The following is an 11,773-nucleotide window of genomic DNA, read 5'->3' as shown; positions in this document are numbered from 1 at the left end:
CTTCCAGTAAGGGTGTTATATCAACTACCCAGGCGAACCGGAACCAGTTGCGAGAAATAGGTACAAACAGTCACAAAATGTGCACAGGTTTCGCAGGATGGGGGTGCCCCTGAACAGCGTCAGGGGCGGGTAGATTAGGGCGTGACGGGGGTTTCAGGCGCAGGCTGAAGCGCCGTAGTGACTTCACCGCCGCGCATCGTCTGGCTGACTTTCTGATGGTTCATGTTCTCAGCGCTAAGCTGGCCGTTGACGGTGGGTTTCAGCGGCGCCGTGGCCTGCACGCTACCGCTGGCGGTGAGCTGGAGATTACCGTCACCGGTGACCGGCAGCGCAGGCCAGCCCCAGGGTTGCAGCACATTCAGCGGCACGCCGCGCCCGTTCAGGCTGACATTGACCTGGCGCTGCGGCAGTTGGGAAACGGTCGCCGTGGCTTCCAGAATGCCTTTTTNNATAGCCATCCAGCGCGGTGATCTGCCACGGGAAGGCGGGATCGATGTCGATCAACAGGTTGCGGCTGGCGCTCATTTTTTTCAGCGTTAACGTGTTCAACCATGCCGGCATCGGCGTCATCCAGAGCTGTTTCCAGTTTTTCGGCAACGTGTATTCCAGCCCGGCCACCGCGATGTCATCCAGCACCAGCGCTTTATCGCTGCGCTGCCAGTTTCCGGACGTGCGCACCATGCCGCCTTCCCAGCGGGAGGTGAACTGGCGCAGCGCGATGCCCTGCGGGGAAAACTCGCTGTTAAGGATCGGATCAAACAGATGGATGCTGCCCCAGATAAACTCGCTGGCGTTCATCGACAGCTTGCCGTCCTGGCTCTGCCAGTCGCCTTTGCTGAGCGTCAGGTTGCGCAAACTCATGTCCAGATCGGTGACCGCCCAGTCAGGCCCTTGCAACCGTGCGTCGGTCACTTCGAGACGACCGATTTGCAACGACGGCACCGTGGTCAGCGGCGTGAAAAAGTCCGCCAGCGATTTGTCGCTTTGCAGCCGGATTTCATCCAGTCGCAGATTATCAATCACCCAGCTACCGTCAGCATCGCGGCGTGCTTTGCCGGTCAGCGACCCGCGCGCCATATCGGCGCCGATGGTGTCGAGCGTGACGACGCCATTATCGATAGCGCCCTGAATCAGTACGTTACTGGCAGGAACGCCGTTGAGCGTCATCGATCCGGCGCTCATCTGGATGGCGGCTTTTTTACCTAAAATATTGCCCGCTTCCGGTAGCCACGGGCTAACGCCGCCGGTGACGCGCTGGGCGCTCAAATCCCAGTCCGTTTGCGGGCTGTTAAACGCCATATTGCTGAGCTGCAGACGATCGGCCTCGAAGGGAAGCGGCGCGGTCGACGGCGAGAGATTCAGCGTGCCGTCCTGCAACAGAATGGTGTCGGCGTGCAGCGGATCGGTGAGCTGACGGCTGCTGAGGCCGATGTCCACTGCTTTCGCCACCAGCGTTGCCGGTTTGTCGTCGCGGCCGAAGGTGACGTTTTTCAGTAACAGATGGGCAGGCGAGGAGAAGCGATGATCGATCGCNTCGAAAGAGAGGCGATAGCGGGTGTTGTCAGTGATCCAGCCGCTGACCTGCCGCGCGCCCCATTGCGTCTGGAGCAGAAAATAGAAGGCGAGGATCACCACCAGGAGGGCGATCAGCAGCCAGAGAACCAGCTTCCCGATAAATTTCATGGGCTTCCATCCTGAGAAGTGCACATAAGAGAGTTATGCACGATNTTTTCCAGCCAGTCCGGCGCGAACTGCAGGATCAGCGGCTGCTGAGAGACGCCCAGGCCAACGGCCAGCGACAGGGCGATAATCAGGATCGCGCGGCGGTTCAGCGGTTCGCGGGAGACGATACGTACGCCGGAAGCGGCGATAGTACCGAACATCACCAGCGTCGCGCCGCCCAGGACCGGCTCAGGGATGTGCTGTACGAAGCCGCTGACAGCCGGGAACAGACCCAGCAGGATCAGCATCAGCGCCACCACGAAACCGACATAGCGGCTGGCGACGCCAGTCAGCTGGATCACGCCGTTGTTCTGGCCGAAGCAGGAGTTCGGGAATGTATTGAACACCGCTGAGACAAAGGAGTTCAGACCGTTCGCCAGCACGCCGCCTTTCAGGCGCTTCATGTACACCGCGCCGGAAACGGGTTGCTCAGAGACGTCAGATGTCGCGGTAATGTCGCCGATAGTTTCCAGGGAGGTGATCATAAAGACCAGCATCAGTGGCAGCAGCAGATTCCAGTCAATGCCCAGACCGTAATAGAGCGGTGTTGGCACCATAATAAGATCGTTATTGGTCGGCGCGGTGTTTGCGGGCAGCATGTCTAACGCCCACGCTGCCANTCCCCCCCGCCGATAGACGTCAGGCCAACCTGAATCAGCGACAGACCGATAATCATCACCACCACGCCGGACACCAGCGGCGTAATGATGCGGCGCGCCAGATGCAGTACGCGGGACAGTACCATTTCCGTGCAACTGGCGAGCATCAGCGTGCCGAACAGCGCCGCCATCATCGTCGGGACATCGGCACCGCCGGTTTTTAACGCCGTACCGCCCATGATCAGCGGTGCGACAAAGTTGAAGCTGGTGCCCTGAATAGAGAGCAGCCCGGAACCCACCGGACCCCAGGCCTTAATCTGAATGATGGATGCCACACCGGAAGCGAACAGCGACATGCTGATAATGTGCTGAGTATCTTCCGCCGGTAATCCCAGCGCCTGGCAAATCAGCAGCGCCGGGGTAATGACTGCCACAAACATCGCCAGCAGATGCTGGAAGGCGGCGAACAGGGTTTGCGGCAGGGGCGGGCGATCTTCGAGGCGATAGATTAATTCGCTGGGTTGAGTCCGCGCAACCGGTTGCGCACTTTCTGACTCGAGGGTGTTAACAGACATCTAAGGCAGTCCCGTGGTGGAAAAGTGGGGATTTTAGCGAACTGCGGAGCAAAAGCAAACGTTTGCTGAGGCTGGCGGCATGATTTACGCAACAGCGAAAACTTACCGTTTTATTTCACTAAAGCCGGTTTTTCCCCAGAATTGACCTGCCATAAACCTTTTTTCTGTAATTTTTGCCCACTTTTTGATTAAAATCCGGCTCCTGATTTCTCATGAAGAGACGTAATCGGCACAGGAACAATACATCGCGTGTGAATGGATCATGCGCTAATAAGGAGCTATTTATGTTTCACCTCGATACCTTATCGACGCTCGTGGCTGCCACGCTGGTGCTGCTGCTGGGGCGCAAACTGGTCCACACGGTTCCCCTTATCAAGAAATACACCATTCCCGAACCTGTCGCGGGCGGCCTGCTCACGGCGCTGGCGTTGCTGGTGCTGAAGAAAAGCATGGATATCGAAATTGATTTCGATATGAGTCTGAAAGACCCGCTGATGCTGGCGTTCTTCGCTACCATCGGGCTTAACGCTAACCTTGCCAGCCTGCGGCTCGGCGGAAAAGTGCTCGGCACGTTTTTGATCGTCGTGGTGGGTCTGTTGCTGATGCAGAACGCGATTGGCATCGGGATGGCGAAAGTGCTGGGGCTCGATCCGCTGATGGGGCTGCTGGCGGGCTCGATCACCCTGTCGGGCGGTCACGGTACGGGCGCGGCATGGAGCAAACTGTTTGTTGAGCGCTACGGCTTCGCTAACGCTACGGAAGTGGCGATGGCCTGTGCGACGTTCGGCCTGGTGTTGGGCGGCCTGATTGGCGGCCCGGTGGCGCGTTATCTGGTGAAGCACTCTTCGACGCCGGACGGTACGCCGGACGATCAGGAAGTCCCCACCGCGTTTGAAAAGCCGGACGTCGGGCGCATGATCACCTCGCTGGTGCTGATTGAAACCATCGCGCTGATTGCCATCTGCCTGACCGTGGGCCGTGTGGTTGCGCAACTGCTGGCGGGCACCGCGTTTGAACTGCCGGTATTTGTTTGCGTGCTGTTTATCGGCGTGATCCTCAGTAACGGTCTGGCACTGCTCGGGTTTTATCGTGTCTTCGAGCGCGCGGTCTCGGTTCTGGGCAACGTCTCGCTGTCGCTGTTTCTGGCGATGGCGCTGATGAGCCTGAAGCTGTGGGAGCTGGCGTCGCTGGCGCTGCCGATGCTGGTGATCCTGGTGGTGCAGACCCTGGCGATGGCGCTGTACGCGATGTTTGTCACCTGGCGCATGATGGGCAAAAACTACGATGCGGCGGTACTGGCGGCGGGGCACTGCGGGTTTGGTCTTGGCGCAACGCCAACGGCGATTGCCAACATGCAGGCGATTACCGAACGCTTCGGCCCGTCGCACATGGCGTTCCTTGTGGTGCCAATGGTCGGCGCGTTCTTTATTGATATCGTCAATGCGCTGGTGATTAAGCTGTATCTGATGCTGCCGATCTTCGGCTAATAAAAAAGCCGGGCGGCGCTGACGCATGCCCGGCTTCAATTCACGGCTCAGTGGCTTAGTCGTGCTCTTCCCATGCCATCGCGCGTTTCACCGCTTTTTTCCATCCGCTGTAACGGTAGTTGCGCTCGGTGGTTTCAATTCCCGGGCGGAACTCGCGTTCAATGACCGCTTTTTCCTGCAGCTCATCCAGATTCTGCCAGAAACCCACTGCCAGGCCGGCCAGATAAGCCGCACCCAGCGCGGTGACTTCACGCACTTCCGGGCGCTCAACGCGCGCGCCGAGAATATCGGACTGGAACTGCATCAGGAAGTTATTGGCAACCGCACCGCCATCCACGCGCAGGGCGTGCAGACGAATGCCTGAATCCGCCTGCATCGCTTCCAGCACGTCGCGCGTCTGGTAGGCAATCGACTCCAGCGTGGCGCGAATGATGTGGTTGGCGTTCACGCCACGGGTCAGGCCGAAGATAGCACCGCGGGCGTACGGGTCCCAGTATGGCGCACCGAGACCGGTGAAAGCCGGCACCACGTACACGCCATTGGTGTCATTCACTTTGGTGGCAAAGTACTCGGAATCATAGGCGTCATTGATGACTTTCATTTCATCACGCAGCCACTGAATGGACGCGCCGGCCATAAATACCGCGCCTTCCAGGGCGTAATTCACTTCACCGCGCGGACCACAGGCAATGGTGGTCAGCAGGCCGTGCTCAGAGGTCACCGCTTTTTCGCCCGTGTTCATCAGCATAAAGCAGCCGGTGCCGTAGGTATTCTTCGCCATCCCTTCCTTGACGCACAGCTGGCCAAACAGTGCCGCCTGCTGGTCACCGGCGATCCCGGCGATAGGAATACGCGTGCCACCTTTACCACCGATGTTGGTCTGACCGTACACTTCGGAGGATTTGCGCACTTGCGGCAGCATGGCGCGCGGAATATCCAGCGCGTCGAGCATTTTGTCATCCCAGTCCAGATCATGGATGTTGAACAGCATGGTGCGCGAGGCGTTGGTGTAATCGGTGACGTGAACGCGCCCCTGGGTCATTTTCCAGATAAGCCAGGTGTCGACGGTGCCGAACAGCAGCTCACCGCGTTTCGCCCGTTCGCGTGAACCTTCGACGTGATCTAGGATCCACTTCACTTTGGTGCCGGAGAAATACGGGTCGATCACCAGGCCGGTGGTTTTGCGCACGTAATCTTCCATGCCGTCGCGCTTGAGCTGTTCGCAGATGTCCGCAGTGCGGCGGCACTGCCAGACGATGGCGTTGTAAATCGGCTTGCCGGTTTCGCGATCCCAGACGATGGCGGTTTCGCGCTGGTTGGTGATGCCAATCGCGGCAATCTGATCGGAACTGATATCGGCTTTTGCCAGTACTTCAACCAGCGTGGAACTCTGCGAGGCCCAGATTTCCATCGGGTCATGCTCAACCCAGCCTGGCTTAGGGTAGATCTGTTCGAATTCGCGCTGTGAGACGCTGATGATATTAGCGTCATGATCCATCACGACAGCGCGGGAGCTGGTGGTGCCCTGGTCGAGAGCAACGATGTATTTTTTGTCAGTCATGATTCTTGTCCCGTAGTCAGTTACAGCGACGCTTTTTGGTGCGATGTGGAGGCGGATTCCTTTTCTTCGACAACCTCACACTCGTCACACGGTAAATGGCCGCCAATCAATTTACGATAGCTAAACGCACCCAGTGCCGCCCCCACCACCGGGGCAAACAGCGGCACCAGGAAGTAGGGGATGTCCTTGCCACCGGTAAAGGCGACGTTGCCCCATCCGGCAAACCAGGCGAAGGCTTTCGGGCCGAAATCACGCGCCGGGTTCATCGCGAAGCCGGTAAGCGGCCCCATGGAGGCGCCAATCACGGCGATCAGCAGGCCAATCAGCAGCGGTGCCAGCGGGCCGCGCGGGACGCCGTTACCGTCGTCCGTCAGCGCCATAATCAGACCCATCAGCACTGCGGTAATTACCATTTCTACCGCGAAGGCCTGCACAATGTTGAGGTGCGGATTCGGATAGGTGGAGAAAATACCTGCCAGTTCAAGACTTTCGACGCTGCCACGCACCATATGATGCGTCTCTTCGAAGCTGTAGAAAAGATTGTAGTAAAGCCCGTAAACTAACGCCGCTGCGCAAAAGGCGCCGGCAATTTGCGAAATAATAAAGGGGACGACTTTGCGCTTGTCGAAGCAGGCAAACAGCCACAGCGCGATGGTTACCGCCGGGTTCAGATGTGCGCCGGAAACCCCTGCAGTCAGGTAAATGGCCATCGCCACCCCCAGACCCCAGATAATACTGATTTCCCACTGCCCGAAGCTGGCGCCGGCTACTTTCAGCGCCGCAACACATCCAACGCCGAAAAAGATCAACAAGCCGGTCCCAAGAAACTCTGCGATGCATTGGCCTTTTAACGTTGATGTCTGGCTCATAATCGGATCCTGAAGACGAAGTGATGATGATAGGGTACATGGTGGCCGAAGACGACCATGCTGCCATGTAGGCATAGTGTTAATTTATCGTTAACGAGCAAAAACGAGAAATATCGAAATCAAAATGTGTGTGCTGTGTCAATAAAATGAGCGTTTTCGCGCCATTTTGTGTGTTTAAGCACCTTTTTGCAGAGTGTGAGCTGAATCAATTCATTAACGAACCGATTAACAATTTAGAGGTATTCGCGCTGAACGCACCAGGTATAGACTGAAAATGCTGGCAAACCGCAATCTGCGCGGCTTGCCGCTGGACAGCAGCGCCGGGGCTTCATACAATCGGGGCCATTACTGTAGTGCGCTTATTTTCGTAAAGGCGTCACCGGAGTTCCGGGACGAGAGTCAGTTTAACCCGACAGGTTTGGGTTACTATCAACGCCTTGCAAGTTCAGGAGAGGTATGACGATGTCATTAGAAGTGTTTGAGAAACTTGAAGCCAAAGTACAGCAGGCGATTGATACCATCACGTTACTGCAGATGGAAATCGAAGAGCTGAAAGAAAAGAACAATACGCTGGCGCAGGAAGTACAGTCTGCACAGCAGGGCCGCGAAGAGCTGGAGCGCGAAAACAGCCACCTGCGCGAGCAGCAGAACGGCTGGCAGGAGCGTTTACAGGCGCTGCTGGGCCGCATGGAAGAAGTCTGATGCGCTGGCCCTCTTCTTGTGCGCTGAGGGCCAGTTCGTTCGCTTACTTCCGTTCCAGCAGAACCCCGCATTCCATATGATGGGTGTAGGGGAACTGATCGAACAACGCCAGACGAGCGACATTATGCGTCTGGCCTAATGTTTCCAGATTTTGACACAACGTTTCCGGGTTACAGGAAATGTACAGAATACGCGGGTACGCCTGCACCATCTTCTCCGTCTCGCCATCCAGTCCGCTACGCGGCGGATCGACAAAAATCGTCTCACACTGATAGCCCTTCAGATCAATCCCCTGAAGACGGTTGAATTCGCGCACGCCATTCATCGCCTGCGTAAACTCTTCCGCCGCCATGCGAATGATCTGTACGTTATCGATGTGGTTGGCTGCAATGTTGTACTGCGCCGCCGCCACGGAGGGCTTGGCAATTTCCGTTGCCAGCACGCGGTTAAAGTTGCGCGCCAGCGCCAGCGAGAAATTCCCGTTGCCGCAGTAAAGCTCCAGTAGATCGCCGGTGGCGTTTTTTGTCGCATCCAGCGCCCATTCCAGCATCTGAATGTTCATTGCCGCATTCGGCTGGGTGAAGCTGTTTTCCACCTGGCGGTAGATCATTTCGCGCCCGCCGACCGGCAAACGCTCATCAATGAAATCCTGATCGAGCGCGATTTTGGTTTTCGTCGCCCGGCCAATCAGATGCACGTTGAGATTCTGCGCCCGTAACGCGTCGCGCAGCGCCTCCGCCGCGTGGCGCCATTCGTCATCCAGCTTTTTGTGATACAGCAGCGACACCACCGCCTGATTGCTCATGGTGGTCAGGTAGTCAATCTGGAACAGCTTGTGGCGCAATACGCGGTTGTTGCGCACGCCAGCGATCATAGCGGTCATCAACTGATTGATGAGCTCGCTGGCAGCCGGGAAGCTGTCGACGCGAATGCGCGATTTGGTCTGCTGATCGAAAATGATGTGGTACAGGTCGTCACCCTCGTGCCACAGGCGGAATTCGGCACGCATGCGGTAATGACTTACTGGCGAACGAAACACTTCCGGAACCGGCGCGTCAAATGGCGCCATCATTTTTTGCAGGCGGACGACTTTCTCAGCCAGCTGCGCGTCGTATTGGTCGGTAGGAAGGTGTTCGGGGGTCATGGTGCATCCTGATTAATAAAAGTACGCGGCGATTGTAGGGATTGTGCCGGGGATGTCCAGACATAATGGTTAACAGCAGTCTGGACATCTATATGCCGCTAATTGTAGCATTCTGTTTCCGGTCTCCTGTGAGTGAAAAGGGAATCCAGTGAAAATCTGGAGCTGACGCGCAGCGGTAAGGAAAGGTGGGATGATCGCGATTCGCAGACACTGCTTAATTAAGTGGGAAGTCATCATCCAGTTTTACTTTCAAGCCCGAAGACCTGCCGGTATACGTCGCATTTGGTTTCATCATCGCGTGCTATAGATGAGACCTGCGGCATCCTTCTTATATTGTGGATGCTTTAACAATGATTAAGAAAGTCTCGCTGTGGACGGCGTTGTCCGCCACGGCTTTTTCCGTCTGGGCGCAGGATGCCACTCCTGACACGCTGGTGGTNNCAACCCGTTTTCAGCAGCCGGTAAATACCGTTCTGGCACCAACCTCCGTTGTGACTCGCGAAGATATCGAACGCTGGCAGGCAAAGAGCGTTGAAGAGATTATGCAGCGCTTGCCTGGCGTGGATATCGCGCAGAGCGGCGGTCTGGGCGCGCAGTCTTCTTTCTACATTCGTGGTACTGAATCACGTCATGTTCTGGTGCTCATCGACGGTATTCCGTTAAATAATGCCGGAATCAGTAACGCTCCCGACCTGAGCCAGATACCGACCTCCCTGATTCAACGTATCGAATATATTCGCGGCCCACGCTCTGCCCTTTACGGTTCGGATGCGATTGGCGGGGTGATCAACATTATCACCGGACGTGATAAGCCGGGCGCGGAGATCTCTGCAGGCGTGGGCACTCACGGCTATCAGTCCTATGACGGCGCTTTCCAGCAGGAAATCGATAAAACCAAAATTACGATGGGGGGGAACTATACCTACACGCGTGGTTTTGATATCGGTGCGAATGATGCGCCGCCTCAGCCCGATCGCGACGGTTTTATGAGTAAGTCGCTGTTTGGTTCCGTTGAGCAGCAGCTCACCGATAACCTGAGCGGGTTTGTGCGTGGGTATGGTTATGACAACCGCACCGCTTATGACGGTTACGCCTCATATACAGCGGATGGCACGCCGGACACGCGCCAGCTCTATAGCCAGAACTGGGATACCGGATTGCGATTTAATCAGGGTATTTATCAGTCCCAACTGGTGGCAGGCTATGGTCGCAGCAAGGATATTAACTACGACCCAAGTAAAGGTCGCTACGACGACTCCGCAACCATTGATGATGTGAAACAATACACCGCGCAGTGGCTGAATAATTTCACGGTGGGACACGGTAACATCGGCGCAGGTATCGACTGGCAGAAACAGAAAACCCAGGCGGGAACCGGCTACCTGGAGAAAGGTTACGAGCAGCGCAATACCGGCCTCTTCGTGTCCGCTATGCAGCAGTTCGATAGCGTCACGCTGGAGGCGGCAGCTCGCCGTGACGATAACTCTAACTTTGGCGACCACGGCACCTGGCAAACCAGCGCGGCCTGGGAGTTTATCGAAGGCTATCGCATCATTGGTTCATACGGTACTGCCTACAAAGCGCCGACCATGAGCCAGATCCACAGCGCAAATTATGGCAATCCTGATCTTAAGCCAGAAGAGAGCAAGCAGTGGGAAGGGGGCTTTGAAGGGCTGACGGGACCGGTAAACTGGCGTATCAGCGCGTATCGAAATGATGTTGATAACCTGATTGGTTATGACGCGAACTACCGTTTCTATAACGTCGACAAAGCGCGAATCGAGGGAATCGAAGCTACGGCGCAGTTTGATACTGGCCCGCTGGCGCACCAGATCTCTTATGATTATGTGGACCCACGTAACGCGAATACCAATGAAGTGCTTAAGCGTCGCTCCAAACAGCAGGTGAAATATCAGCTCGACTGGCAGGTGTGGGATCTCGACTGGAATCTCGCATACCGCTACCTTGGTACGCGCTATGACGATGACTTTAGTGCGTATCCGACGCGTGAAGTCAAACTGGGTGGTGTAAGTTTGTGGGATGTCGCAGTTTCGTATCCGGTCACCTCTCACCTCACAGTTCGTGGTAAAATAGCAAACCTGTTCGATAAAGATTACGAGACGGTTTATGGCTATCAAACTGCAGGACGAGAATACACCTTGTCTGGCAGCTACACCTTCTGATCCACGTCCCACCGTACTGGTCTTTGACTCCGGTGTCGGTGGGTTGTCGGTCTATGATGAGATCCGGCAACTGCTGCCGGATCTGCATTACATTTATGCCTTCGACAACGTCGCTTTTCCGTATGGTGAGAAGAGCGAGGATTTTATCGTCGAGCGTGTTGTTGAGATCGTCACGGCGGTCCAGCAACGCTATCCGCTTTCCCTCGCGGTGATTGCCTGCAACACCGCTAGTACAGTCTCTCTTCCTGCACTGCGCGAGAAATTCGCCTTTCCGGTGGTGGGTGTCGTTCCGGCGATTAAACCGGCGGCGCGTCTGACGGCGAACGGCATTGTCGGCCTGCTGGCGACGCGTGGTACGGTGAAGCGACCTTATACCCGCGAGCTGATCGATCGTTTTGCGAATGAATGCCACATCGAAATGCTGGGGTCGGCGGAGCTGGTGGTGCTGGCCGAAGCCAAACTGCACGGCAAACCGGTTTTGCTTGATGAGCTGCGTCGTATTCTGCGCCCGTGGCTGCGGATGCCGGAACCGCCGGATACCGTCGTATTGGGCTGTACGCATTTTCCATTACTGCAGGAAGAGCTATTACAGGTGCTGCCCGAAGGGACGCGCCTGGTGGATTCCGGCGCGGCTATCGCGCGTCGAACGGCCTGGCTGCTGGAACATGAAGCGCCGGATGCGAAATCTGCCGACGCCAATATCGCGTTTTGTATGGCGCTGACGCCGGAGACCGAACAACTTTTACCCGTTTTGCGCCGTTACGGCTTTGAATCGCTCGAAAATCTGGCGGTTTAATCTCACTTTGGACAAAAATAAGGCGGTTGAAAAGTTTTTTGAAAAGAGGGCTTGTCAACGCCGCAGAACTCCCTATAATGCGCCTCCACTGACACGGCACAACGGCGTAAACACCGGCCTGTCAGGTGAAGTTAA

Annotated in this window: 7 protein-coding genes, 3 pseudogenes and 1 riboswitch; of the genes and pseudogenes, 4 read left to right on the top strand and 6 right to left on the bottom strand. The window is 56.3% G+C overall.

All coding sequences use genetic code 11. From position 1 onward, the window contains the following. Positions 1–134: 134 nt before the first annotated feature. The 3 pseudogenes from GM30_RS27950 to GM30_RS13205 all read right to left on the bottom strand — a co-directional run. Positions 135–446: pseudogene (locus GM30_RS27950) on the bottom strand (AsmA family protein); the annotation flags it as partial. A gap of 4 nt (positions 447–450) precedes the next feature. Next, positions 451–1,683 (bottom strand): annotated as a pseudogene (locus GM30_RS13210) (AsmA family protein); the annotation flags it as partial. Further along, a pseudogene (locus tag GM30_RS13205) lies at positions 1,680–2,896 on the bottom strand (nucleobase:cation symporter-2 family protein). The pseudogenes GM30_RS13205 and GM30_RS13210, both read right to left, overlap by 4 nt. A gap of 284 nt (positions 2,897–3,180) precedes the next feature. On the opposite strand from GM30_RS13205, the gene gltS reads away from it, so the two are divergent. Next, complete coding sequence (gene gltS / locus GM30_RS13200) at positions 3,181–4,383, top strand: sodium/glutamate symporter (RefSeq protein WP_049848988.1); 1,203 nt, start codon at positions 3,181–3,183, stop codon at positions 4,381–4,383. Positions 4,384–4,438: 55 nt separating this feature from the next. Here the strand turns inward: gltS and glpK are convergent, their stop codons facing one another. After that, positions 4,439–5,944, bottom strand: a complete 1,506-nt coding sequence (gene glpK / locus GM30_RS13195; protein WP_049848987.1) for a glycerol kinase GlpK — start codon at positions 5,942–5,944, stop codon at positions 4,439–4,441. Positions 5,945–5,964: 20 nt separating this feature from the next. Further along, positions 5,965–6,813, bottom strand: a complete 849-nt coding sequence (locus GM30_RS13190) for an MIP/aquaporin family protein (RefSeq protein ID WP_049848986.1) — start codon at positions 6,811–6,813, stop codon at positions 5,965–5,967. Positions 6,814–7,269: 456 nt separating this feature from the next. Here GM30_RS13190 and zapB point away from each other — a divergent pair, with 456 nt between their 5' ends. Continuing rightward, the gene (gene zapB, locus GM30_RS13185; protein WP_124965962.1) at positions 7,270–7,515 is read left to right on the top strand and encodes a septal ring assembly protein ZapB; all 246 of its coding nucleotides are present in this window, start codon (positions 7,270–7,272) and stop codon (positions 7,513–7,515) included. A gap of 43 nt (positions 7,516–7,558) precedes the next feature. On the opposite strand, the gene trmA is transcribed toward zapB, so the two are convergent. Further along, positions 7,559–8,659 carry a tRNA (uridine(54)-C5)-methyltransferase TrmA gene (trmA, locus tag GM30_RS13180; protein ID WP_049848985.1) on the bottom strand — a complete coding sequence of 367 codons (1,101 nt, stop codon included), beginning with the start codon at positions 8,657–8,659 and terminating at the stop codon, positions 7,559–7,561. Between the two features lie 102 nt (positions 8,660–8,761). Further along, positions 8,762–8,944: riboswitch (cobalamin riboswitch) on the top strand. Between the two features lie 65 nt (positions 8,945–9,009). Between trmA and btuB the strand changes: the two genes are divergently transcribed. Both btuB and murI read left to right on the top strand, forming a co-directional pair. Then, positions 9,010–10,842: a TonB-dependent vitamin B12 receptor BtuB gene (btuB, locus tag GM30_RS13175; RefSeq protein WP_049848984.1), complete on the top strand. Its 1,833-nt coding sequence runs from the start codon at positions 9,010–9,012 to the stop codon at positions 10,840–10,842. Next, positions 10,787–11,638: a glutamate racemase gene (murI, locus tag GM30_RS13170; RefSeq protein WP_049848983.1), complete on the top strand. Its 852-nt coding sequence runs from the start codon at positions 10,787–10,789 to the stop codon at positions 11,636–11,638. The genes btuB and murI overlap by 56 nt, the downstream gene beginning before the upstream one ends. The last annotated feature ends 135 nt before the right edge of the window (positions 11,639–11,773 follow it).

Source organism: Trabulsiella odontotermitis, assembly GCF_001188485.1.
GTDB classification, from domain to species: Bacteria; Pseudomonadota; Gammaproteobacteria; order Enterobacterales; family Enterobacteriaceae; genus Trabulsiella; species Trabulsiella odontotermitis_A.
Note: the sequence above shows the minus strand (reverse complement) of the source record. Positions and strands in the feature narration are given on the sequence as shown.

What these genes read in the sequence shown, in the direction of transcription:
- gltS (WP_049848988.1), top strand. Translation starts at nt 3,181, where the DNA reads ATGTTTCACCTCGATACCTTATCGACGCTCGTGGCTGCCACGCTGGTG.
- glpK (WP_049848987.1), bottom strand. Translation starts at nt 5,944, where the DNA reads ATGACTGACAAAAAATACATCGTTGCTCTCGACCAGGGCACCACCAGC.
- GM30_RS13190 (WP_049848986.1), bottom strand. Translation starts at nt 6,813, where the DNA reads ATGAGCCAGACATCAACGTTAAAAGGCCAATGCATCGCAGAGTTTCTT.
- zapB (WP_124965962.1), top strand. Translation starts at nt 7,270, where the DNA reads ATGACGATGTCATTAGAAGTGTTTGAGAAACTTGAAGCCAAAGTACAG.
- trmA (WP_049848985.1), bottom strand. Translation starts at nt 8,659, where the DNA reads ATGACCCCCGAACACCTTCCTACCGACCAATACGACGCGCAGCTGGCT.
- murI (WP_049848983.1), top strand. Translation starts at nt 10,787, where the DNA reads ATGGCTATCAAACTGCAGGACGAGAATACACCTTGTCTGGCAGCTACA.